Origin of the sequence: Rheinheimera muenzenbergensis (assembly GCF_036984005.1) — a bacterium.
Lineage (GTDB): Bacteria > Pseudomonadota > Gammaproteobacteria > Enterobacterales > Alteromonadaceae > Alishewanella > Alishewanella muenzenbergensis.
Genome location: NZ_JALAAR010000008.1, coordinates 120943 through 146294, shown reverse-complemented (window position 1 = coordinate 146294; position 25352 = coordinate 120943). Strand labels below are relative to the sequence as shown.

Genomic DNA, 25352 nt, shown 5'->3' with positions numbered 1-25352 from the left:
TAAACGGGCTGCAACTGCAGCCCGTATTTTGTAATAAATCCCTGTTAGGACACTAAGTGGCAATGGCGTACACAACCTTTAACCGACAAATAAATGATCAGATGAAAGAGCCGATGTTCTTCGGTAATCCGGTGAACGTTTCCCGCTATGATCAACAAAAATACGGTATTTTTGAAAAACTGATAGAAAAGCAGCTGAGCTTTTTCTGGCGTCCGGAAGAAGTCGACGTCAGTAAAGACCGCATTGACTATCAAAACCTACCACCGCATGAAAAGCATATCTTTATCAGTAATCTGAAATATCAGACCTTGCTTGACTCGGTACAGGGCCGTTCGCCTAATGTGGCGTTTTTGCCGATAGTGTCATTGCCAGAATTAGAAACCTGGATTGAAACCTGGGCTTTTAGCGAAACCATTCACAGCCGCAGTTACACCCACATAGTGCGTAATATCAGTTCGGAGCCGCATAAAGTCTTCGACGACATTATGCTAAACGAAAAAATTCTGCAGCGCGCTGATGATGTCACCCGCTACTATGATGATCTGATAGACGGCATTAACCTTTACCAGCGCTGTGGTGAAGGCACGCATACGATAAACGGCCAAAACCACAGTATCAGCCTGTACGAATTAAAACGTCGCTTATACCTGTGTGTAATGTCGGTTAACGTGCTGGAAGCGATCCGCTTTTACGTCAGTTTTGCCTGCAGCTTTGCCTTCGCTGAGCGTGAATTAATGGAAGGCAACGCCAAGATTATCCGCCTGATTGCCCGTGATGAAGCCCTGCACCTTACCGGCACCCAGCACATGCTGAATATTATGGCTGCCGGTGAAGACGATGCCGATATGGCTAACATTGCCAAAGAATGCGAAGAAGAAGCTTACGCCATCTTCCGTAAAGCCGCTGAGCAGGAAAAAGACTGGGCAGAATACCTGTTTAAAGACGGCTCTATGATAGGCCTGAATAAAGACATTCTGTGTCAGTATGTTGAGTACATAACCAATAGCCGGATGCAGGCTATCGGTTTAAAACCTATTTTCTCAACCACGCAAAACCCTATTCCGTGGATAAACACCTGGTTGGTATCGGATAACGTACAGGTGGCACCGCAAGAGGCAGAAATAAGCTCGTACTTAGTCGGACAAATCGATAACGAGGTTGATGGCGCCGACTTCGGCGACTTTGATCTGTAAGTGTGTAAGTGATGTACCGGGTAAAGGTTGGCAACAACACTGTCGTTGAGTTCGATGACAGTGCGGCCAACCTGCTACAAGCGCTGGAGCGACACCAATTGCAGGTTAATTTTCAATGCCGTGAAGGTTACTGCGGCGCCTGTCGCTGCAAACTTAATAGCGGAGAAATCCGCTATCTGCACGAACCTCTGGCATTCGTCCGCCAGGGGGAGTTTTTACCCTGCTGTAGCATTCCACTGACAAATATTGACATTGAAATTCCGTAACAACGTAGCAATTACACTGGAAATCCAGCACACTAGCGCTATTTATCGCTGATCTTTAAGGAGATCTCTCCCGATGAAATCCTTGCTACTGCTGTTGAGTGCGGCACTTGGTAGTGCTGACATAGCCCATTTTGAGCAACTGCTGGCTAAATCACAGTATACCGAGCTTGAACATCAGATGATCCAGACGCCGGATTATAAACAGCACGGCGACTTGCTCGTTATTTATGCCAAAGCCTTAATCGCCCAGCAACGGCTGGATGACGCTAACACCCTGCTTAATTTCGCCATTGAGCAATTTCCGCAAAATATTGAACTAAGTTATCTGGCCGGGCTAAGTAAAATCCGTTTAGCCAGTGACGGCAATGTGTTTGCTGCCAAAGATCGCGCTGCCCGTGGGGTCGCCTTACTGCAAAAAGCGATTAGCCTTAAACCAGATCACTACGCAGCCAGAGCGGCATTGATTGACTTCTACAGCATAGCGCCTGCCGCTGCCGGCGGTGATAAGGAGCTGGCGCAACAAATGACCGAAGAGCTGGCAAAAGACAACCCGGCGCAAGCTTTGTTGGCACAAAGCCGTATCTTACTTAACGAGAATAAGCCTAACGAAGCTTTGGCCTTGCTCAATAGCATGATGCCCAACCCGCCGACCGCACGGCTGCTGGCGCGAAAAGCACAGATTTTAAATGAGATGGCAGAGTATAAGCAGGCGTTTGAAACCTACAAAGACGCGGCCGAACTGGCGACAGATTTGACCGAGCGCTATAACGCCCTTTATCACATAGGTCGCCTGGCGGTAATTGCAGATCAAAGCCCTGATGTTGGCATCAGCGCGCTGCAAAAATACATCGATTTTTATCAGGACACGGAAAATAAAACTCTGCCCTGGGCAAAATTACGTTTAGCACAACTGATGTACCGCACCGGGGACAGTTTTGAGGCGAGCTTGTTAGTTGGCGGCTTAACAACCACGCAGGTGGCAGACGAAGAGTTTAATCTGATCCTGGTCAGCTTGCTTAGCGCACTCAAATCTAAAGAGCAATCCAAAGCTAACCAGTTGAACGAGGGTACACCGCCTTAACAGCGGCGTACCCTTTGATATTACTGACGAATACCTTCAACAGTTAAGTCCAGCTGCACGGTAGATGAGGCCGGTCCTAAATCCATTTTGATATTAAAATCTTTCAGCGTTAAGGTAGTGGTGCCGGCAAAACCCGCGCGGTAACCACCCCAGGGATCGCTGCCCTCGCCCAGTTTTTCTGCTGCTATTACCACTTCTTTAGTGACGCCATTTAGCGTCAGGTTGCCGTGCAAATCAAAAGTATCAGCGGCTTTAGGCACAATTTTGGTGCTGACAAAAGTTGCTGTCGGGTACTTGCCCACATTTAAAAAATCGGCACTGCGTAAGTGCTTATCACGCTCGGCATGGTTAGAGTCGACACTGGCGGTATCTATCGTCAGCTGAATTTTTGACTCGGCCAGTTTGGCCGCATCATAACTAAAGTTACCCGAAAAGGTATTAAAACGGCCATATAACCAGCTGTAGCCCAAATGGCTAATTTTAAACTGGACAAAAGCATGGGCGCCCTGAGTATCTATTGCATAGTCAGCAGCTTGGGTAGGTAAAGCCATCATTGCTGCCATTGACGCAGCCAGTAACAGTTTTTTCATCGTTATCTCCGGGTTAAGGTTTACGGCCAAACATACGCATCAGCGTATGGTCTTTATCAATAAAATGGTGTTTTACGGCCGCCAGGCCGTGTAATAGCGCCAAACTAATCAAAGCATAAGCGGTGTATTCATGGATGAGGCCTGCAATGTCAGCCTGATTAGCAAATAATTTTCCCATTGATGGTACGTCAAACCAGCCAAATACTGCTATGTCCCGGCCATCTTCTGTAGAAATTAAATATCCGCTTACGACCAACACTAAAATGCCGCAATACAGCGCAAACTGCACCAAGGCAGCAGTGCGCCGCTCCCAACTTTTATGGCTTGCCAAAGGTTGTGGCGCCGGGCTGATAAATCGCCACAACAAACGCAACAGCATCACCAGCGCCAGCAAAATACCGACACTTTTGTGCCAGTGCGGTGCAGTACGATACCATTGACTGTAATAGCTCAGATCGACCATCCAGAAACCGACGGCAAACAAAGCAAAAACGCTGATAGCCACCAGCCAGTGTATTACAACACTGACAACACCAAATTGAGTTTGTGAATTTTTAAGCATAAGTACTCCTGACAGCGTGCAATGATAGCCCTAAATACTAAAACTAAAATCGCATTTTTACCGTCTTAATATTCCATTTTATCGAAAGAACAACTTTGAACCGATAAATTTAAGTTAAAAAAAAGCCAGCTTAATGCTGGCTTTAGTTAATAGCGCAGGTGGCGCTTTATTCAAATTTACCATCACGGATGTGTTTTTCGCCACGTTGTTTGGCCAATTCTACCTGGCGCTGCCGCTCAGCAAACGCCGCTTTTTGCTCATCGGTAGTTTTGTCATGGCAGTGCGGGCAACTTAAGCCTTTAACATATTCATCCGACTGCATTTCATCAGCGGATAACGGCATACGACAGGCGTAACATTGATCATAACTACCTTGCTCCAGGCCATGTTTTACCGCAACGCGTTGATCAAACACAAAGCACTCGCCCTGCCACAGGCTGTTTTCTTCTGGCATTTCTTCCAGATATTTTAAAATGCCACCATCGAGGTGGTATACCTCGTCAAAGCCCTGCTCTTTCAGGTAGGCAGTCGATTTTTCACAGCGAATACCACCGGTACAAAACATCGCCACTTTTTTATGTTTGGTTTTGTCCAGATTGTCTGCCGCCCACTGCGGAAACTCACGGAAAGTCGTAGTGTTTGGATTGACGGCATTTTTAAAAGTGCCAATAGCCACTTCGTAATCGTTGCGGGTATCAATAAGAATAGTATCGGGGTCGTTTATCAGCTGGTTCCAATCATCACCTTTGACATAGGTGCCAACGATATGTGCCGGATTAATGCCCGGTACACCCATAGTGACAATTTCGTTCTTCAGTTTAACTTTAGTGCGGTAAAACGCCTGTTCGTCAGATAGTGATTCTTTGTAGCTCATACCCGCGAAACGGCCATCGGCATCCAGCCAGGCTTTTACTGCATCGACACCTTCACGTGGGCCACAGATAGTGCCGTTTATGCCTTCCTCAGCCAGCAACAGGGTACCTTTTACCTTATTGGCAACCATATGATCATACAAGGCATCGCGCAAACTGACATAATCAGATAACTGAACAAACTTATATAAAGCAGCTACTACGTACATAATTTACCTCTTGCAGTGCCGGAGCGTAAATCCGGAGCAATATTAAAAACCGCGCGTATTATAGCCATGATACGGCTGATAGCAAGACCATAAATTTAATGTGGATATAGTGGCAATGCACTGATATTAAGTTGCAACTGATGTTCACCGTCGGTGATGTGCAGTAAGGGATCTTCGCGCCAGACGCTAAGCTGCATATGGCTTTTCAGCATCAGACAAAATGCATCCAGCTGGGCATGATCTAACGTAAAAATATGCTGATTAAGCGGCTGAGGTAAATGACGGGCTTTATCGGTTTCGTGCTCGTCCAGCACCAGTACTAATTTATCGGCCTGGTGCGCTGCCCGCAGCAGCCGCTTTTCCGGCACCAAAGCGACCTGACACCATAGCTGAACATGTTGGTACTGATCGGCAACAAACAGATCGGGTGTCTTACCACCGGAATCGTCTTTGGCAAAACTGGGGTGCTGTTCATACAAACTCAGATAAGCCAGTAAGCGTTTGGCAAAATGCTCAGCACTTTCACCCTGCCAGGGTGAAACATAATGCCGTTGCTGTTGATAAGCATGACTGGCATCACAACTGTAATTCAGATCCAGACAGATCACTTTGCTTGCCATTTGCATAAGCCCAACTCCAGATCGCCAAACTGCATCAGCGACGTGCTCAAAGTTTAGTTGCTAAAACTACTGACTAGCAAATGCATAGCCAGTGCCAACAATAGCAATCCCATTGCGCGATCGGACCAGTATCCTTTAAGCAGTAAAAAAGCCCTTACTTTTGTGTGTGTTAGCAGCATAGATAACATACAGAACCAAGCTGCGGTGGCAACGGCCATATAAACCCCGTAAATGACTTTGTAAAAAAGTGGCGTAACTGGCGAAATAATGACTGCAAATAACGACAAGAAAAAAAGCGTAGCCTTAGGGTTTAAGCCGTTGGTAATAAAGCCGGCAATAAAGGCCTTTTTAGCAGACGGCACTGTGTCATTATCAGCACCGGCAACGGCCTGTTCCGGGTGCGGCACAGCCTTACTTTTCAAGGCCTGCACACCGATATACGCCAGATACGCCGCTGCGGCTAAACTCAGCACTTTAAACAGCCAGGGGGTAGTTTGAATAAGCACAGCAATGCCAACCAGCGACCAGCTAACGTGCAGCAGTATCGCCAGGCCAATACCTATACTGGCAAAGAGCGCCTGACGCCGGCCAAAACGCACAGCATAACGCAGCACTATGGCAAAATCCGGCCCCGGGCTGGCAACGGCCATCAGGTGTACGCTTGCTATAAGTAAAAACTCCGGCCAAAAACTCATACTACATCCTTAAACTATAAATACCGGTCTTTAAACCGACCCCATTGATAATACGCTTGCTGGCCTAAACGGCGAAACTGCGGTAATGGAAAGGGTGTTAAACCGCTTTGATAAATAGGCAATGGCGGTAACGTCACACCACTGGCCAGCTGCGCCAGGCGTTTTCCCGCCAGACTACTGAATGATAAGCCGCTTCCGCAGTATCCTGCCGCATAAAATAAGCCTGGTTCGCTCTGACAGATCCGTGGCATGTCATCAAAAGATACCGACACCCAGCCACTCCAGTGGTATGCCATCTCTAACTGCTGCAACTGTGGAAAACACTGTTTTAACGCCACTAACAATCGCTCCGGATAACAGGCTTTGTCAGCATCCTTACCATAAACGGCACTTCGGCCACCAAACAACAACCGGTTGTCGGGTAATTTGCGGTAATAATATTTTAACGCCCGGGTGTCCATTACCAACTGTGTATGGTTAAGTCCGCTGGCCGCTAACTGCTGGGCTGTTAACGGTTGCGTAACGATAACACTGCTAAGCGCCGGCAAGCTGGCCCGGTTAAGCTGCGGATAAAAACCTTTGCCGGTGTAGGCATTGGTGGCCAGAATAATTTGCCGGCACTGCACCGTTGCCTGTGGGGTTTGCACAATAAAGCCCTGGCCACTGCGTTGCCAGCTTAGTACCGGCGTAGCGCCATAAATTGCAGCACCAGATTGCTGTGCCAGTTTTGCATAGCCCTGCGCCAGCGCCAACGGATTAACACCGAAACAATCGGGAAAACGGATAGCACCAAAAGCCTGTGTATTGTGCATATAACGCTGTTGCAGCTCGGCCTGGCTAAGGTATTCCACCTGATAGCCAAACTGACGTTGTAAATACTCAGCTTGCTGCGGCAACTGCCGGCCCAGTGCTGCTTTGTGAGCCACTTTTAAATAACCTGGCGCCTGAGCCTGGCAGTCAATGTCTGCGGCCGCGATAAGCTGCTGTACCCGCTCCAGTGCAGCGCCATATTCCAGATGAAACTGCTGTGCGGTTTCAGTGCCATAGCGCTTTGCCAATTGAGCCAGACCTAACCGACCCGTGCCCCTGAGCACAAAACCGGCATTACGGCCGCTACAGCCCCAGCCGCTTTGGTTAGCGTCCAGCACTGTCACCTCCCGGCCTAATTCGCCAGCCAGCTCAATTGCGCAGCTGAGACCGGTATAGCCAGCACCAATCACCAGCACATCGGTACTGATGTCTGCCATAAGCGGATTACAAGGCTCAGTGCTGGCGGTACTGGCCGCCCAATACGACGCCGGATACGGCTGTGCAGCAGGTACTGCAGGATCAATTAGCGGATCATACATCGGCTAAAGCCTTAAACGACAGCTCCATCTCTGCCGCACTGCAGTTACATAAGCTGCCGCACAGCGGACAGATATAACCTGCAGTTACTGACAAATGCCGCCAACGCTGCGGATGTACTTTCAGCAATCTCGCCCCAGCAAAACTAAAATAACGTTCGGCGGCATTGCCCGGGCTTTCACGCCAGATATGCGCTAAGCCGGCCCTGGCCCCCTGCTGCGCCAACACCTGAGCCGAGGCTTTTAACAACGCACTGGCCACACCTTTACCACGCATAGATGCTGCTACTGCCACCGACTTAAAATAAGCCATTTGCTCAACAGGTACAGACCACAGCGCCGTGCTACACCACTGATCTAACTGCCATTGGCCCGGCGCAAAACTAAGCCGGTATCCCACTACTGCACCGCTGGCGTCCACGGCAACAAAACTGGCATTGAGTTGCTGTTTTATACCTTGCTGGTACATCTGCTGCAGACGATCGGTATCAAGATAGTTGTCACCATGTACCTGATTCGCCAAGGATATTACAGCGGGAAAGTCGTTTTCGCTTAAAGGAAGCAGTTGCACTGAGAAACTCCGTCAGGCTTTTTTGCAGTTATAAACAGTCTGCAACGGACAATCAATCTGTTTTTTTAAGACTTCAAAGCCGAAATTCCCTACTTTCACGACAAAATAACAAAAAACTACGTTAGACAACGGCGCATTTATCTCATATTGTTTATTGGACGCAAAAATAAAAGCATAAGCGTCTGGTATCAAAATAATAATCCAGGAAATATCACTCATGAAAAATCATAATAACTACCATCCGCTAAGCCGCGCGATAAAATATGCTTTGGCGGCGTCGCTAACATTGGGCGTTACTGCAACCGCTACAGCACAGGAAGCCGCGCCGGATACGGCGAAAAAAGAACAAGCCGTAGAGAAGATCGCCGTTGTCGGTACCCGCTCTGCCCCCCGCTCTATTGGTGATTCGCCGGTCCCGGTCGACATTATCGGTGGTGAAGAACTGAACAAAAACGGTAATTCCGATATGCTGAATTTGATCAGCACCACAGTACCGTCACTCAATGTGCACGCACAACCTATCAGCGATGCCGCGACGTTGATCCGGCCTATCAACTTACGTGGTCTGTCATCTGACAGTACGCTGGTGCTGTTAAACGGTAAACGCCGCCACCGTGCTTCGGTTATATCTTTCCTTGGTGGTGGTATCAATGACGGTGCTCAGGGCCCTGACTTGTCGGTAATACCTGGCATTGCGATGAAACAGGTAGAGATATTACGTGACGGCGCCGCAGCACAATACGGCTCAGACGCCATTGCCGGCGTAGTCAATTTTGTCTTAAAAGATGCCTCTGATGGCGGCACCATTGAAATTAAACACGGCGAATACTACGCCGGTGATGGCACCTCGACAGAGATCGCTGCAAACGTCGGTATGCCGCTGACCAAAGACGGCTTTGTAAACCTCAGCATGCAATATAAAAATGTTGATGCCACCAGCCGCAGCGTACAACGTGATGATGCTCAGGGCCTGATCGATGCGGGTAACACCTCTGTATTGACACCAGCCCAGGTATGGGGCGCACCGGAAATTAAAGACGACATAACCATTTTTGCCAACGCCGGTTTAGATTTAGACAATGGCGGCCAGGCTTACATGTTTGGTAACTATTCTGAACGCGATGTCCGTGGTGGCTTTTACTTCCGTAACCCGCATAACCGCGGTGGCGTATTTTCCAATGACGGCGGTGAAACGCTGGAAGTTGTCGATACCACTGGTGCCGGCGGTTGCGCCAATGTGCCAATTTCAGGCTTAGATCATCAGCAAATCACCAGCGCGGTTAATGCCCTGCCAACCAATTGTTTTACTTTCTTCCAAATGTTCCCAGGTGGTTTTACCCCTAATTTTGGCGGTAATATTACCGATACCTCCTTGGCCATAGGCACTAAAGGTGAGTTTAAAGGCGGTTATTTTGACGGCGTTCTTTACGATTTCAGCGGTGTAGTCGGACGCAGTGAATCAATGTTCCAGCTGTTTAATTCAGTAAACGCGTCTTTAGGCCCGGATACGCCAACAGACTTCGATGCCGGTAAATATATCCAGTTAGAAAAAACCTTTACAGCCGACTTTGTTAAGTATGTTCCTGCCGGCTTGTATGAAGATCTGACCGTTGCATTCGGTGCGCAGTGGACCGAAGAAACGTTCGAAATTGTTGCCGGTGAACAGGCATCATGGGAAGTTGGCCCTTACGTTGATCAGTTAAGCAATGGCTCCAATGGTTTCCCTGGTTTCCAACCACAAACTGCTGGCACCTCAAGTCGGCGTAACTATGCCGCCTATGTTGATATCGAAGCTGAGTTTACTGAAGACCTGCTCGGTGCTCTGGCCGTGCGTTTTGAAGACTATGACTCTTTTGGCACCACGACCAACTATAAACTGACCGGCCAGTATCGCATTAACGATGACTGGGCGCTGCGTGCCTCAACCAGTACCGGCTTTCGCGCACCTACTGTTGGTCAGGCCAACGTCAGCAACGTTCGTACAGAGCTGAACCAGGGTGTGTTAGTTGACGTAGGCGTACTACCGCCAACTAATCCGGTTGCCATTTTAAAAGGCGCAACTGAACTAACACCTGAAGAGTCAACAAGTTACGCTTTAGGTTTGGTATACACTGGCTATGATTTCTTCGTCACAGCCGACTACTACCGTATTGATGTTGACGACCGCATTAGTCAGTCTGCAGCATTTGAAATTACGCCGGAAGAAATTGCCGCACTAAAAGCTGCCGGTGTGCGTGGTATTGATTCACTAACCAGTATCACTTACCTGACCAACGACTTTGATACCCGTACTCAGGGTATTGATATCGTGGCCAACTACGCTATGGATGCCTTTAACGGCCGCAGCAGCTTCGCGCTGGCGTACAACTGGAACGACACTGAAGTTACCCGTTTTAGCGATATTACCGGTGAATTCCGTGTATCCCGGTTAGAGGATGACTTGCCTAAACATCGGGCTACCTTTACCTGGACGCAAACCTGGGATGACTTGACTGCATTTGTGCGGACTAATTATTACGGTACCTATCAGGGTGTTCACGCCGATGATCCGGGCTTTGCGGTCAAAGCAACCTGGGAAGTAACCCTGGATGCCGAAGTTAGCTACTATATCAACGACAGCTTTATCGTGTCTGTTGGCGCACAAAACCTGCTGGATAACGATCCGGCTGAATTACCGGCCGAATGGCAGGGTATTTTGGGTGGCAAATATTTTGAAACCTCACCCATGGGTATCAATGGTGGTTATTACTACTTAAAAGGCACCTATAAGTTCTGATCAGCTCATAGCTAAGTTGCTAATATAAAAATCCGCCTTAACCGGCGGATTTTTTTTAATCAAAAACTATTGCCAGCGGTTATAACGCTGCCAACAGCGCCTGTAGCGGGTGCCGGGGTTTATCGCCAACCAGCCGCTTAACCTGGCTGCGACAGGAAAAGCCGGTTACCAATATCTGTTCAGTGCCAAATTGCTCAACCGGTGCACGCCAGCTCATATCAAACAATGCCTTGCTGTTAGCCAGGTTTTGCGCTTCATGGCCGTAGGTACCGGCCATACCACAGCAGCCTACACTAACGGGCTTTAAGCTTAAGCCTGCCTGCTGAAAAATCTGCTGCCAGGCTTTTTCAGTTGCCGGTAGCGCCGTTTTCTCGGTGCAATGCGCCAATAAGGCAAATTCTGCGCTGGAGTTTACCTGCGGCAAGTTTTGCTGTACCAGCCATTCATGCAGCAGTTGCACATTAAAATCACCGCGCTTTTCACTCAGCGCTTTATGGTATTCATCGCGATATACCAGCACTAAAGATGCATCTAGCCCCAGCATTGGCAATCCCAGTTGCTGCAATTGATTCAGCAATTGGGCGGCATTAGCAGCGGTTTTGGCAAACTGGCGCAAAAAGCCTTTTACATGCTGTGGCTTGCCATTGGGTAAAAACGGCAGCAACACCGGGTTAAAGCCTAATTTGTGTAATAATTGCAGCGCATCTGCCACCAGCTCAGCTTCATAAAAGCTGGTAAAAGGGTCTTGCACCAACAGTACTGTGCGGGCCCGCTGCTCTGCGCTTTGTTGTTGCAGCGCGGCTAAATCAAAGCGGTAGCGCTCACCAATCTGCTGCGCCAAAGTAGGCACCGACAGTAGCGGCGTATCAACATAGCCGACCGTTTTTTCCAGTACCGCAGCCGTCAGTTGGCGTTTAAGCATAAAGTTAACCAGTGAAGGCGCTTTGGCCAACCAGGGCGCAGTGCGTTCGATATTTCCAACAATATAATCTTTTGCCGGGCGTAAATAGCGGCTGTGATACAGCTGCAAAAATCTGGCCCTAAAGGATGGCACATCCACTTTGATCGGGCATTGACCGGCACAGGCTTTACAGGCCAAACAGCCTTCCATAGCTTCCATCACTTCGTGCGAGAAATCCTGTTCACCACGACCTTTAGCCAGGGTGTTTTTTGTGCGTTGCCACAAGCCTTTAATACCGGCTGACTGCTGCAACAATTGCTGCTCCTGCGCCAAAACGTCGACACCCTGCATTTCGGTTAGGCGTAACCATTCGCGCATTAACCCGGCCCGGCCTTTTGGGCTGTGGCGGCGGTCTTTAGTCACTTTACTGGACGGACACATCGGCGAGTTTTCTTCGTAGTTAAAACACAGGCCGTTGCCATTACAGTTTAAACTGCTATCAAAGCTGTCTTTAACAGCGACCGGAATTTGCCGGTCAAAGTACGCCCGTTTTGTGCCATCAACCGAAACTAAACTGTCGGCACTGTTAAACGGCGTACAAATTTTACCGGGGTTTACCCGGTTGCGCGGATCAAACGCCGCTTTAATTTTACGCAGTTCATTAAACAGCTCGTCACCAAAAAACGCCGGGCCGTATTCACTACGATAACCCTTGCCATGCTCGCCCCACATCAAGCCGCCATATTTGGCGGTAAGTGCCACCACCTGATCGGAAATGGTCCGCAGCAATTGCTCCTGCGCCGGATCACACAAGTCCAGCGCCGGACGCACATGCAATACACCAGCATCAACATGGCCAAACATGCCGTATTGCAAACCATGGCTGTCGAGCAAAGAGCGAAACTCGATGATAAAATCGGCCAGATTCTCCGGCGGTACAGCGGTATCTTCGGCAAAGGCAAGCGGCTTTTGCCGGCCGGCGGTATTACCCAACAAGCCCACCGCTTTCTTACGCATGGCGTAAATATTGCCAATAGCCGCGTTATCATAAGTTAGCTGATAGCCGATAATGCCGTCGGTTTTATCGCTGATGGCGTTATCTAAACGAGCCGTTAGCGCGGTAATTTTTTGCTCAATCTCAGCCTGGCTTTCGCTGTTGTACTCCACCATGTTAAGCCCCTGCATTTCAACGCCGGGCACATCGGTGATTAAATCTTTAACCTGATGCCAGATAATATCGGCACGGGCTAAATTCAGTACCTTACTGTCGACCGTTTCTACTGATGTTGCCTCTGCCGCCACCAAAAACGGCGCATTTCTCAGCGCACTTTCAAAGCTGTCGTATTTTACGTTAACCAGACATTTGTATTTGGCTATCGGCGTAATATTCAGTTTGGCCTCAACCACAAAGCCTAATGAGCCTTCCGAGCCGGTAATAATGCGCGACAAATCAAACTCGGTTAAGTCGTCATTAAACACATGCTCTAAGTCGTAGCCGGTTAAAAAGCGGTTTAAGCGCGGGAATTTTTCTAATATTTGTGGCCGCAAGTCACGACAGCTATCCAGCACCTGACGATAAATGCGGCCGATACTATTGGGCTGCTCGGCGCGGTGTTCAGCCTCAAAGGTGGCCATTTTGTGCGTTTTTAATATATTGCCGTCTATCAGCACCGTTTTTAGTGCTAACACGTGATCGCTGGTTTTACCATACACCAAAGAGCCCTGGCCTGAGGCATCGGTATTGACCATGCCGCCAATAGTGGCACGGTTAGAAGTAGATAAATCCGGCGCGAAGAAAAAACCGTACGGTTTTAAAAAAGCGTTTAACTGATCTTTAATCACCCCGGCCTGCACTCTTACCCAGCGCTGCTCCAGGTTAATTTCCAGAATGTTGCGCATATGGCGCGATAAGTCTACCACCACATGCTCGGTTAAAGCCTGGCCATTAGTGCCGGTACCACCACCACGCGGGCTGAATTTAATATGCGAAAAACTGGACGTTTGCGCCAGCGAGGTCAGAATAACCAGGTCATCAGTAGATTTGGGTAACAGTACCGCTTGCGGCAGTGCCTGATATACGCTGTTATCGGTGGCAACAGCCAAACGGCTGCCGTAACTGGTTTCGATATCACCACTAAAACCGGCGGCGACTAGGGCTTTACTGAAAGCGACAATGCTGGCATCCAGCGCGAGTTCGGGATTAAGCTTTGGGATCATAACGGCAGACACTCGGCAATAAGTGCCTGCAGTATAACATTAACTTTGTCGTTGGATCAGCTGGCAGCAGGACGGAATTTCTGTGAAATACCGCGTAAAAAATAACGCAGTACTTGCTCCTGGCAGGCACGATAGTGTTTATGATCCGGCCGGCGGAAAAAGGCGCTCAGTTCATGCTTGCTTAAGCGAAAATCAGCGCCCTCTAACAAAGCTAAAATATCATCGTCTTTTAAATCAAAGGCGATTTTCAGTTTGCGCAAAATGATGTTGTAGTTCAGCTTAGTTTCCGCTTGTGGGATCACGCCGTCTTTGGCGCCACGGCGCTGGATAATGACGCCATTGAGAAAGCCGGCCAACAACTCATCACTAATCAGTGCAAAGCTTTCGCTTTCGTCCGCTTCCAGCCAGGCCATCACCTGCTCTTTGGTAACGGTGACATGAGTGAGGGCAAAAATGGCGATCATGCCGTGGTTAGGTGCATTTAGCGTGTAGCGCAGGCTGCGCAGTACGTCGTTGTTGGTCAAGATGATGTCCTGTAAGCAAAAGTGGCATGAAAAACGGCGGCTATCATAGCACAGCCGCCGTTAAATCAGTATCTTGCTGCTTATTATAGCGCTGGTTAAGGTAAGTGCCCCAGTTTACTGGCCTTGGTAGCCAGATAACGATGGCTGTGAGCGGTGGTTTTTACCCGGTGCTGTACCCGCTCTAACACATTGACGCCGGCATCGGTTAAGGCTTTAAGCTTACGCGGGTTGTTAGTTAACAGCCGCACCTGGTTAATACCTAATTGTTGAAACATTTGCGCCGCGATATCGTACTCGCGCATATCCGGTAAAAAGCCGAGAATTTCATTGGCTTCTACTGTATCCAGGCCTTTGTCCTGCTCGGCATAAGCACGAATTTTATTGATAAGGCCAATGCCACGGCCTTCCTGGCGTAAGTACAAAATACAGCCACGGCCCAAATCGGCAATTTTCCGCATCGCCGCTTCTAACTGTGGGCCACAATCACAGCGCAGGCTAAACAGCGCATCACCGGTTAAACATTCAGAATGCACCCGCGCCAGCACCGGCTCGGCGCCTGTTACATCGCCCAGCGTTAAGGCGACATGCTCTTTACCATTAGGCGCTTCAAAGCCATGCAAACGAAATTCGGCAAAAGGCGTGGGTAACAAAGTTGAGGTTACAAGTTTTAATTTCATCATGACTTCTCAGAAAACGGCCGCGCTGCATACAGCACAGGCGTTATTAGCTACAGCGCACACTTTATTGGGCCAACAGCGGCAAAATTCAAGCTAAGCTGTTGTGGCATTATAGCAGCCTTAGTAGCGATGGATAGAATGCAAATGTGATATTATCACAAAATAATGCACTCAACTGCAGTGATTGTCCACAGCGATAAAATCCGGCTAACCAGCGCAGCAGCCATGCAATTTTTATTAAACCCGTTACAATAGCCGCTCTTATAGCTACGGGTTCTGTGCAATGCTAAGTTTTTTCGAACGTATTATTAAGCCGTTTCCGGCCGTTGAGCCAACGCAACCGCCTAAGGGCATTTTTGCCTTTTGCCGCCATTATACCCAGGGCATGGAAGCGTCACTTATTCTGATGTCGATAACCACCGCTATTCTGGCCATGCTGGAAGTGTCGTTATTCAGCTTTATGGGCCAACTGGTTGACTGGCTGGTACAGAATGAGCCCGAGGCGCTGTTTAGCACTGAACGCGCCACTCTGATAAAGATGGCCGTGGTAACGGTGGTTTTGTTACCGGCACTGAGCTTTCTTCATGCCGCCATAGTGCATCAGACCTTGTTGGGCAATTACCCTATGTCTATCCGCTGGTTAGCCCACCGCTACCTGTTGCGCCAGAGTATCAGCTTTTATCAGAACGACTTTGCCGGCCGCATTGCCACTAAGGTGATGCAAACCTCACTGGCGGTGCGCGAAACAGTAATGAAGCTGCTGGATGTGATGGTGTACATCCTGGTGTATTTCGGCTCTATGTTATTTTTTATTGCCGATGCCGACTTGCGACTGATTATTCCAATGCTTGTATGGCTGGTTATTTACATTGCTATGCAGTTTTATTTTGTGCCACGTTTAAAGGCGGCCTCTACCCGCCAAGCCGATGCCCGTTCAGAAATGACCGGCCGCATTGTCGACAGCTACACCAATATCACCACTATTAAGCTGTTTTCGCACACTAACCGCGAAGAGGCTTACGCTAAAGACAGTATGGAAGTGTTTTTAAAACCGGTGTACCGGCAAATGCGTTTGGCCACAGGGTTAAGCGTGTCGGTACAAACGCTAAATTACTTTTTAGTGTTCGCCATAGCGGCATTATCCATTTATTTATGGGCTGACAGCGCCATTAGCGTTGGTGCCATCGCTATAGCGGTGAGTTTAGCGCTGCGTTTAAACGGTATGGCGCAGTGGATCATGTGGGAAGTCAGCAGCCTGTTTGAAAACATCGGCACCGTAGCCGATGGCATTACCACCCTGTCGCAACCGGCGCAGGTGCTGGATGTTAAAGATGCCAAACCGCTGCAGGTTAGCCAGGGGGCCATCAGCTTTAATAATGTGTGCTTTAACTACGGTAAGGCCGGTGATCATAACGGCAAAGCGCCGGTGTTACAGCAGTTAAACCTTGAAATTAAACCCGGTGAAAAAGTGGGTTTGGTTGGCCGCTCCGGTGCGGGTAAATCTACGCTGGTGAATTTGCTGCTGCGTTTTTACGATGTCGAAAGCGGCAAAATCCTGATTGATGGCCAGGATATCAGCCAGCTAAATCAGGAAAGCCTGCGCCAGCATATTGCCATGGTAACCCAGGATACGTCCTTGCTGCACCGCTCCGTGCGTGACAATATCGCCTATGGTAAGCCCGATGCCAGTGAAACGGAGTTACAGCGGGCAGCAGAGCAAGCCGAAGCCAGTGACTTTATCAGTGACTTAACCGATCCTAAAGGCAATACCGGTTTTGACGCCCAGGTTGGCGAGCGCGGCGTTAAATTATCCGGCGGCCAGCGCCAGCGTATTGCTATCGCCCGCGTGCTGCTTAAAAACGCACCGATCTTAATTCTGGATGAGGCCACCTCAGCACTGGATTCCGAAGTAGAAGCCGCTATTCAGGCCAGTTTAAACACCCTGATGGCCGGCAAAACGGTAATCGCCATTGCCCACAGGTTATCTACCATAGCGCAGATGGACCGCTTAATTGTGTTGGATCAGGGCAATATTGTTGAACAAGGCACGCACAGCGAACTGATTGCCAGCGGCGGTATTTACGCCCAGTTATGGGCGCACCAAACCGGTGGTTTTATTGGCGTAGAATAAAACGTCTTTCAGGTTAAAAAAACGCCCGGCTTAACCGGGCGTTTTTGTGTCAGGGCTTAATATCAGCCGCTATAGGTGCCGTTAATGGCTCGGCCTTTAACGGTGCCACCGGTTGTTGTTGCAGTTTTTGCTGCAAATAATCAATGGCTCGCAACAGCTGGGCGTCTTTACCGTTAAAGCGCTCATAGGGCAAATTGTCTACTTCCAGATCCGGCGTTACACCATAACCTTCAATGATCCAGCGGCCATCCATCGCAAACTGAGCGGTTTCGGCAACCCTGGCCATGCCGTTGTCGGCCAGCCGGTTGCGGCCAGATAACCAGACACCGGCACCGGCAGTGCGCTTACCAATCAGTGGGCCTAAGCCAAGCGCTTTTACGCCGGCAGAAAAGGTTTCACCATCGGAGTAAGTAAGCTGGTCGGTTAGCACCACTAAATGACCGCGAAAGGTTTGCTGCATATTGGTATAAGCTGCGCCCTGTGTTGGCTGCCAGAATGCCCAGGTCCGGCGCAACAGCTTTTCAATCAGCCAGCTATCAATATTGCCACCACGGTTGCGTCGTACATCAATGATTAAACCCGCTTTATCATAATGGGCATAAAATTCACGGGAGAAGTTGGCAATATCATTAGGACCCATTGCATACAGATGCAGGTAGCCAAACTGGTTATTACTGGCTGTGGCTACACGTTGCTGATTACCAACAACCCAATCCTGATAGCGTAACTGACTGTTCTGACCTGCACTTACCGGCTCGACTACCGTTTGCCATTGCTGTTTGCCGCGCTTTAACGTTAACAATACCTGTTTACCGGCCTGATTACGCAGTAGCTCGGTTAATCCGGCCAGATCAGTAACAGCTTTGCCATTAATGGCGATCAGGGTATCGCCTTCGCGGGCATTAACACCGGGTTTAGCCAGTGGCGCAGCCTGTGCCGGTATTTCTGCATCGGTACGATAAATATGTTTGAGCAGCAAACCATCTTTTACCGGGCTAAACTCGGCGGCCAGACTGGCTGCTTTAGCTCCTGCATTGTCATCGCGATACTCGCCACCGCGCACTTGCGAATGCAGGGCATTCAGTTCGCCCATCATCTGGGCAAAAATATCGTCAAGCTCATGCCTATCGGTTACCCGCTGCAACAGCGGTTGATATTTCGCTTTGCTGGCAGCCCAGTCTAAACCGCGCATACCTTTATCAAACAAAAAGTCGCGGTGCATACGCCAGCCATCGGCAAACATTTGTTGCCACTCTTGTACCGGGTTAACACTCAGCTGCCAACTGGCGATGTTTAATTTATGTTTATTCAGCTCAGAGGGAGCTTTAGCGCCGGCTTCAACCACATACATGTCGCCGCCGCCCTGACTGGCGTGCTTGCGCATAAACAGCTTTTTGCCATTGGCGGCCAGCTGGAAATCACTGATATCACTGGCGAACACTTCGGCATTGGCTTCTGTGCGGCTAAATTCAATCTGTTTTAACACTGGTTTAGCGCCAGCGCTGCTGTCACGCTCCAGCAAATACAGCCGTTTATCATTGGCTGCCAACTGGCTATAGTTACCCGATGCCAGCGGCACCTGCCACAGACGCGCGCTTAAACCGTCCCAGTCGACTAAGCGGCCTTTTTTTGCGCTGCGGCTTTCTTTGGCGGCTTTATCATCACAGTTATCCAGCTCTTGCTCTGGCCGGAAGGCAAAACAAGCCTGCTGCTTTAAACTGACAGCAAATAGCTGACTGCGTTTGTCAAACATAGGCCCCAGATTACGATCGCCCCACGGGTGTCCCGGTGTCGCCGTAAATTGGCGGTTAGAAATAAAATAAAGCCACAAGCCGTCAGGGCTGAACGCTGGTGCATAGGCGTCGTATTTATCAGAAGTAATTACCGCACTTTGCTGCTCTGCCAGGCTGTACAACACCACCTGAGCACGGCTTTGCCGTGACGGGTTTAAGGTAAATGCCAGCAATTTGCTGTCGGCCGACCAGCTAATATCGTCATAGGCCGATAACCCTATGCCGCCAGTGTAAATTTTGCTATTGCGCCCGCTTGGCAGATGTAACAGCCACAAATCTCCATTTTTATCATCATGGGCCAGATAGTTACCGTCGGGTGATAATCGAAGCTGCCAGCGATGCACACTGCCATCGGTCGTCAGCTGTTTGGCGTTGTCTGAACCGTCCGCGGCAAAACGCCAGATCTCATGCTCGCCACTGTGATCATTGATGGCGTACACCCAATTGCCGTCTTTGGATAATACGGCCTCGCGTGAGCGGCTGCCAACAGGCGTGCTGATTTGCACCAGCCGCTGTTTGCCCGGCATGGCTAACGCAAGTTGGCTGCGCGCTGTTACCAGCACCTTATCGCTGTCGTCCTGCTGCGCCTGATAATAGGCCGAATTAAAATACTGCAAAGGCTTGGCAATTACCCGCTCGCGCTGTTGCACTAAGTCCGACTGAATTTGCACAGGCAAGGTACGGCTGTTGCCATCAGCAAGTTGCAACAGCTGTAAATCGGCACCTAACTGATATAACACCTGGCCGTTTGACACGCTGATACGACCAATACGCCAGTCTTTATGATAACTGTGCTGGGTAAAATCGCCGCCTGTTGCCGCCACAGACCAGATATTGCTGTTGCCATCGGCATCACTGACAAAATAGACCCGGCCCTGATAAAACACCGGCTGGCTGATGCTGCCTTTGTGGCCGCTACTTAGCAGCGTGGCTTCTGCTTTGCTGCCCAGCGTCCAGCGCCACAGTTCACCCATAGCACCGCCACGATACACTTTGCTGTTATCGCCGGTTAATTGCAGGCCAAAGCGGGTAAAAAACACTGTGCCGCCCTGCTCGTCTATGCTGCCAGCTGAGGCATCGGCCAGCGGCAAGGTATCAGTTTGCAGGCTTTGCGGGTCGACTGTTTTTAACAGCCAGTAGTTGGCCGGTCCGGCTGCGCTGTCGGTAGCATACAAAATACGGCCGTCGGCCAGCCATTGCTGAATACGCACCCGGCTGTTTTCGAAACTAATACGTTTGGCTACACCACCGGACAGTGGCATCAGGTATATTTCGCTGGCGCCGTCATAGTCAGCGACAAATGCCAGTGCTTTACCATCGGGCGACAATAAAGGTTGAGATTCTTGCACCAGATGACTGCTTAAGCGGCGGGCAGTCAGATCGCCAAGTGTGGCCTGCCATAAATCACCTTCAGCTGTAAAAACCAGTTGATCCTGCTGCAGCACAGGTGAGCGATAATAGCCCTGCACGGCATGCAGCGGCAAAGACAGCAGGCTAAGTAAGCTGGCACTTAGCAAGGAATAGCGTAGTTTCATTCAGGCCTCGGATTTTATTTAGTGTTTATAATGAGTACTTTGCTGCTTCAAATTAGCAGAAGCGGCAAAGTACACCAAATAAAAACGGCCAGATGCCAAATATTAATGATTAGTTAAAACGTCTGCCAGTGCCTTTAAGCACAAGGCGATATTTTCACGCCGTGCGCCATAGCCCATCAGGCCAATACGCCAGGCTTTACCGGCTAAATCCCCCAGGCCGGCGCCTATTTCCAGATTATATTGCTCCAGCAACTGTTTGCGCACAGCAGCATCATCCACGCCTTGCGGAATATATACGCTGTTAAGTTGCGGCAGCCGGTACGGCTCTGCTACCACAAACTTAAGCCCTAACTCATTTAAGCCGTGCTTTAACAGCTGATGCATATCACGGTGGCGTTGCCAGCTTTGTTCCAGGCCTTCGCTGGCTAACTGACGCAATGATTCATGCAAAGCATAAAGCGCATTAACCGGCGCCGTATGATGGTAACTGCGCTTGGCGCCACCACCCCAGTAACTCATGACCAGGCTTTGATCTAAAAACCAGCTTTGCACCGGCCTGGTGCGCGCTTTGATGCGTGCAACCGCTTTGGCTGAGAAGGACACTGGTGACAAACCCGGTACACAGGATAAACATTTCTGGCTACCGGAATAAATGGCATCAATGCCCCACTCATCTACTTTTAGCTCAACCCCGCCTAACGAGGTTACCGCATCAACAATAGATAAACAGCTATACTGCTGAGCCAGCGCACACAGGGTTTTGGCATCCGACAGTGCGCCGGTTGAGGTCTCAGCATGCACAAAAGCCAGATATTTCGCCTGCGGATGAGCTTTTAACGCATCTTCTACCTGCTCTGGGCTTACCGGCTCGCCCCAGGCGTTGTCTACGACTATAGCGCTGGCACCGCAGCGTTCGACGTTTTGCCGCATCCGCTCACCAAAAACACCATTACGGCAAACAATAACCGTATCGCCTGGCTGCAGTAAGTTAACAAAGCAGGTTTCCATACCGGCGCTACCGGGTGCCGATACCGCCAGCGTCATGTCGTTTTCGGTTTGAAAGGCATACTGCAGCAGCTGTTTTAGCTCATCCATCATGCCGATAAACAGCGGATCAAGATGGCCGACGGTAGGTTTAGCCTGCGCGGCCAGTACCTGCGGATAAACATCCGACGGCCCCGGCCCCATTAAAATTCGCCGCGGAGGTAAAAAAGCTGAAATTACGGGTGGCTTATTCATAGAATTTCCTTAATGTTCGTCATTACACCTTAACAAATTACTGGCACCAGCTGGCCAATTCTGCATTAATAATCAGTATTCAACAGACAAATGCCAGGCAAGACACTGGCAGTTAACCAGCTAGCGGAACCTATTAATGCCTGCGCTATTACGCCTGCCAATAACTAATGTGTATGCCAACGGCGATTACACTGTCACGGTTTGTGTCGGTAGCGAAGCCGTGCCGCTGCAATTAGTACTGGATACCGGCAGCAGCACACTGGCACTGCACACAACAGCATACCAAACAGAACAAGATAGCGATCTGGTTACTACCAGCCTGGTGCAGGAAGTCATTTACGGTATAGGTGGCTGGGCCGGTGCTGTGGTGCAAACGTCAATGCAGTTACACGGCGACACCAGCCTCAACTTAGCAGAAAATTATATAGCCGTTGCAGCAGTCGGTGCTTTGGCGTCTACCAAAGCCGACGGCATTCTTGGTTTAGCCTATAAGCGGTTAAATCAGGCAACAGACATCAGCCAGTATCTGCAGCAGCAACTCCCCCCGGCGCAAAGCAGTCTGCCATGGCCATTTGCCAGCGGTAACGACACCCAGCTAAGCCAAATTCAACAATTGTTGGCTGATTACCCCAAGCGCAACCTTTGCCCCTGGTTTAGCAATATTGCGCAAGCTGGCGTGGTAAATAACTGTTTTGCCTTCTATTGCCGCCGCTCTTCCGTACACTACGCAAAAGATATGGCAACGCCGCAGCCGGACGATCCGTTAAATCAGGGCTGGTTTATTCTGGGTGGTGGCGCCGGGCAAACTGATTTATATCAGGGTGAGTTTGACAATATCAGCGTGTTACATGATGTTTACTACAATGTGCAGCTTACCGCGCTGCAGGTGGATGAGCTGCCGCTATTACCTTGTGCACCGGGCAACAACGACGATCTGGCCAATGGCTTTTTTGACACCGGCGCGTCTGCCATCTTACTACCCAACCCGCTTTACCAACAGCTATTGCAGCAACTTGCACAATATAACCCGGCGCTGTCGCCAGTGTTACAGCAGCTGCCTGTTTTTAACGGCGTTGAACAAGGCATAGATGCCAAACTGGTAGAACTGGCGCAGTGGCCGCCGTTACATTTTTACTTTGCCGGCGAAAACGGCCACACCGTTAAGCTAACCTGCCCGCCGGGCGATTACTGGCAGCACAATGCCCCCGCCTTTGGGTTGTGTAGCTTCAAGTTAATACCGCAGTTGCCACATTTTGCCAGTCAGCACATTATCGGCTTACCACTGTTGTGTAACTACTACAGCATATTTGACCGCGCGGCGCATCATACCGGTATCATCCGTTGTGCTAAAGCCAGACGTTAATTTTATCTGCGCCGGCCTGTACTAAAGGGGTATAATGCGCGTTTTTGCGCTTAAGCGCCCTGTCGGAGCCCTGCTATGAGTACTTTACCCGCCTGCCCGAAGTGTCAATCTGTCTATACCTATGAAGATGGCGCCCTGTTAATGTGTCCGGAATGCGGCCATGAATGGTCAGCCATTGCGGTGGATGCCAGCGATGAAAAGCAAATACGCGATAGCGCTGGCAACGTGCTGCAAGATGGTGACACGGTGACAGTGATCAAAGACTTAAAAGTAAAAGGCTCATCGTCCGTGGTTAAAATTGGCACCAAGGTGAAAAACATCCGCCTGGTAGAGGGTGATCACGATATCGACTGTAAAATTGATGGCTTTGGTGCCATGAGCTTAAAATCTGAATTTGTGCGTAAAGTGCAGGAGTAAAAAAAGGGGCAGATTATTCTGCCCCTTATTCGTTTGACTCTTTAATTAAAACTGCTGACCACGCAGCGCCGCTATGCGCTTTTCCAGTGGCGGGTGGCTTAAAAACAGCTCAGATTTTTTCGCACCACCGGCAATACCAAAGGCCATCATGCTGCCTTCAAGGCGGCTTTCGTGGTTGTATTTCAAGCGTTCCAGCGCCGCAATCATTTTACCGGGGCCGCCTTCAAGTTTGGCAGCACCGGCGTCGGCCCGGTATTCACGCTGGCGGGAGAACCACATAACAATAATGCTGGCCAGCACACCAAACACCATTTCCAGCACGATAACGGTAGCAAAATAAGCCAAACCGCCACCCTGATTATTATTGCCGTTGTTATTCAGCATACCCGCCACTAAACGCGCCAGGAAGATGACAAAGGTGTTTACCACGCCCTGAATTAATGTCAGCGTCACCATATCACCATTGGCAATGTGCGACACCTCGTGTGCCAGCACCGCCTCGACTTCATCCTCGCGCATATTGCGCAACAAACCTGTGCTTACCGCTACCAACGCATCGTTACGGTTCATGCCGGTAGCAAAGGCGTTCATCTCAGGTGAGTCATACACTGCCACTTCAGGCATACCGATACCGGCGGCTTTAGCCTGACGCGCTACTGTTGCCATTAACCACTGCTCGGTGGCATTGCGCGGTTGCTCAATCACTACAGCACCGGTAGAGCGTTTTGCCATCCACTTTGACATCGCTAAGGATATAAAAGAGCCGCCAAAGCCGAACACCGCAGCAAATACCAATAAACCGCCGATACTGCTGCGGTCAACGCCCAAAAAGCTGAATACGATATTGAGCACTATGCTCAGCACCAGTATCACCGCCAGGTTAGTGGCTAAAAACAAAAATACTCTTTTCATACTGCTTTACCTCAATTGGCTTGATGGGTTGAACTATATGGGCTGGCTGGCCGTTTTCAATCTTATCTGGCGGGTTAATTTGTAAGAAAAGGTGTCTGCAGTTGCGCTTTTGGCTACAATGGCTGCAACATGAAGGAGTTAGCCATGCAATTATTATTACTTAGCAGTTCACGCGCCAATAACAGTGCTTATCTGGCACCTTATATCAGCTGGATTAAGCAGCATCTTCAGGCCACAGACGAGTTGTTATTTATCCCGTACGCCGGTGTCAGTATCAGCTACGATGACTATCTGCACACTGTGCAGCAGGCACTGGCGCCGCATGGCATTAAGGTTAGCAGTATTCATCAATACCAAGATGCGCGCCAGGCTGTATTAAACGCCAAAGCTATCGCTGTCGGTGGTGGTAATACTTTTAAGCTGCTTTATCAGTTATATCAACAAGATATATTAGAGCTTATCAAGGAACGCGTAACCGAAAACATCCCCTACATTGGCTGGAGTGCCGGCTCAAACATTGCCGGAGCCACTATTCGCACCACCAATGATATGCCAATTATTGAGCCGCCGTCGTTTAATGCGCTTAACCTGTTACCACTGCAGCTAAACCCGCATTACACCGACTACAAGCCGGAAGGCTTTCATGGTGAAACCCGCGATATGCGCCTGGCTGAATTTATGGCGTTAAACCCTGTATCACCTGTTATTGCGCTGCCCGAAGGTACTGCACTAAAACGCAGCGGCAACAGCCTGACCTTGCTTGGTAGCGAGGGTGGTTATCTGTTTCTCGGCGGCAATAAAACCGCTCTGGCACAGAACAGTGATTTAACGGATATGCTGGAATAACGCAGCAGTATTAGGC

General features: G+C 49.7%; 21 protein-coding genes. 8 read left to right on the top strand and 13 right to left on the bottom strand.

The window, feature by feature from the left end:
- Window positions 1-62: 62 nt before the first annotated feature.
- From nrdB to MN202_RS11035, 3 genes are all read left to right on the top strand, one after another.
- Window positions 63-1193 carry a class Ia ribonucleoside-diphosphate reductase subunit beta gene (gene nrdB, locus MN202_RS11045; RefSeq protein WP_335736180.1) on the top strand — a complete coding sequence of 377 codons (1131 nt, stop codon included), beginning with the start codon at window positions 63-65 and terminating at the stop codon, window positions 1191-1193.
- Between the two features lie 11 nt (window positions 1194-1204).
- A complete protein-coding gene (gene yfaE, locus MN202_RS11040) occupies window positions 1205-1459 on the top strand; it encodes a class I ribonucleotide reductase maintenance protein YfaE (protein ID WP_335736179.1) in 255 nt (84 codons plus the stop codon).
- Between the two features lie 73 nt (window positions 1460-1532).
- Window positions 1533-2540 (top strand): tetratricopeptide repeat protein, encoded by a 1008-nt coding sequence (locus MN202_RS11035; RefSeq protein ID WP_335736178.1) that lies wholly within the window; start codon window positions 1533-1535, stop codon window positions 2538-2540.
- A gap of 20 nt (window positions 2541-2560) precedes the next feature.
- Here the strand turns inward: MN202_RS11035 and MN202_RS11030 are convergent, their stop codons facing one another.
- From MN202_RS11030 to MN202_RS11000, 7 genes are all read right to left on the bottom strand, one after another.
- On the bottom strand, window positions 2561-3130 hold the full coding sequence (locus MN202_RS11030; protein ID WP_335736177.1) for a YceI family protein: 570 nt from the start codon (window positions 3128-3130) through the stop codon (window positions 2561-2563).
- A gap of 13 nt (window positions 3131-3143) precedes the next feature.
- Window positions 3144-3692, bottom strand: a complete 549-nt coding sequence (locus MN202_RS11025; RefSeq protein WP_335736176.1) for a cytochrome b — start codon at window positions 3690-3692, stop codon at window positions 3144-3146.
- A gap of 166 nt (window positions 3693-3858) precedes the next feature.
- Complete coding sequence (gene trhO, locus MN202_RS11020) at window positions 3859-4773, bottom strand: oxygen-dependent tRNA uridine(34) hydroxylase TrhO (protein ID WP_335736175.1); 915 nt, start codon at window positions 4771-4773, stop codon at window positions 3859-3861.
- Window positions 4774-4868: 95 nt separating this feature from the next.
- Window positions 4869-5399 (bottom strand): YaeQ family protein, encoded by a 531-nt coding sequence (locus MN202_RS11015; protein WP_335736174.1) that lies wholly within the window; start codon window positions 5397-5399, stop codon window positions 4869-4871.
- Window positions 5400-5446: 47 nt separating this feature from the next.
- Window positions 5447-6088 (bottom strand): LysE family translocator, encoded by a 642-nt coding sequence (locus MN202_RS11010; RefSeq protein ID WP_335736173.1) that lies wholly within the window; start codon window positions 6086-6088, stop codon window positions 5447-5449.
- Between the two features lie 14 nt (window positions 6089-6102).
- Window positions 6103-7437, bottom strand: coding sequence for an NAD(P)/FAD-dependent oxidoreductase (locus MN202_RS11005; protein ID WP_335736172.1), 1335 nt, complete (start codon window positions 7435-7437; stop codon window positions 6103-6105).
- The gene (locus tag MN202_RS11000; protein WP_335736171.1) at window positions 7430-8005 is read right to left on the bottom strand and encodes a GNAT family N-acetyltransferase; all 576 of its coding nucleotides are present in this window, start codon (window positions 8003-8005) and stop codon (window positions 7430-7432) included. The genes MN202_RS11005 and MN202_RS11000 overlap by 8 nt, the downstream gene beginning before the upstream one ends.
- 217 nt (window positions 8006-8222) lie before the next feature.
- On the opposite strand from MN202_RS11000, the gene MN202_RS10995 reads away from it, so the two are divergent.
- Window positions 8223-10781, top strand: a complete 2559-nt coding sequence (locus MN202_RS10995; RefSeq protein WP_335736170.1) for a TonB-dependent receptor plug domain-containing protein — start codon at window positions 8223-8225, stop codon at window positions 10779-10781.
- 79 nt (window positions 10782-10860) lie between these two features.
- On the opposite strand, the gene ydiJ is transcribed toward MN202_RS10995, so the two are convergent.
- The 3 genes from ydiJ to ribA form a co-directional block, all read right to left on the bottom strand.
- Complete coding sequence (ydiJ, locus tag MN202_RS10990; RefSeq protein ID WP_335736169.1) at window positions 10861-13899, bottom strand: D-2-hydroxyglutarate dehydrogenase YdiJ; 3039 nt, start codon at window positions 13897-13899, stop codon at window positions 10861-10863.
- A gap of 56 nt (window positions 13900-13955) precedes the next feature.
- The gene (locus MN202_RS10985; RefSeq protein WP_335736168.1) at window positions 13956-14423 is read right to left on the bottom strand and encodes a YehS family protein; all 468 of its coding nucleotides are present in this window, start codon (window positions 14421-14423) and stop codon (window positions 13956-13958) included.
- 95 nt (window positions 14424-14518) lie between these two features.
- Complete coding sequence (gene ribA, locus MN202_RS10980) at window positions 14519-15100, bottom strand: GTP cyclohydrolase II (protein ID WP_335736167.1); 582 nt, start codon at window positions 15098-15100, stop codon at window positions 14519-14521.
- 283 nt (window positions 15101-15383) lie between these two features.
- Between ribA and MN202_RS10975 the strand changes: the two genes are divergently transcribed.
- Window positions 15384-17231, top strand: coding sequence for an ABC transporter ATP-binding protein (locus MN202_RS10975; protein ID WP_335736166.1), 1848 nt, complete (start codon window positions 15384-15386; stop codon window positions 17229-17231).
- A 49-nt stretch (window positions 17232-17280) separates the two neighbouring features.
- Here the strand turns inward: MN202_RS10975 and MN202_RS10970 are convergent, their stop codons facing one another.
- Window positions 17281-20559, bottom strand: coding sequence for a S41 family peptidase (locus tag MN202_RS10970; RefSeq protein WP_335736165.1), 3279 nt, complete (start codon window positions 20557-20559; stop codon window positions 17281-17283).
- A 102-nt stretch (window positions 20560-20661) separates the two neighbouring features.
- Window positions 20662-21798: a pyridoxal-phosphate-dependent aminotransferase family protein gene (locus MN202_RS10965; protein WP_335736164.1), complete on the bottom strand. Its 1137-nt coding sequence runs from the start codon at window positions 21796-21798 to the stop codon at window positions 20662-20664.
- Between the two features lie 136 nt (window positions 21799-21934).
- On the opposite strand from MN202_RS10965, the gene MN202_RS10960 reads away from it, so the two are divergent.
- Together MN202_RS10960 and MN202_RS10955 are read left to right on the top strand one after the other, a co-directional pair.
- Entirely contained in the window at window positions 21935-23161 is a 1227-nt protein-coding gene (locus tag MN202_RS10960; RefSeq protein WP_335736163.1) for a pepsin-like aspartic protease, read from the top strand.
- 75 nt (window positions 23162-23236) lie between these two features.
- On the top strand, window positions 23237-23578 hold the full coding sequence (locus MN202_RS10955) for a zinc ribbon domain-containing protein YjdM (protein WP_335736162.1): 342 nt from the start codon (window positions 23237-23239) through the stop codon (window positions 23576-23578).
- A gap of 45 nt (window positions 23579-23623) precedes the next feature.
- Here the strand turns inward: MN202_RS10955 and htpX are convergent, their stop codons facing one another.
- Window positions 23624-24490 carry a protease HtpX gene (gene htpX / locus MN202_RS10950; RefSeq protein WP_335736161.1) on the bottom strand — a complete coding sequence of 289 codons (867 nt, stop codon included), beginning with the start codon at window positions 24488-24490 and terminating at the stop codon, window positions 23624-23626.
- Window positions 24491-24634: 144 nt separating this feature from the next.
- Here htpX and pepE point away from each other — a divergent pair, with 144 nt between their 5' ends.
- Window positions 24635-25336: a dipeptidase PepE gene (gene pepE, locus MN202_RS10945; protein WP_335736160.1), complete on the top strand. Its 702-nt coding sequence runs from the start codon at window positions 24635-24637 to the stop codon at window positions 25334-25336.
- The last annotated feature ends 16 nt before the right edge of the window (window positions 25337-25352 follow it).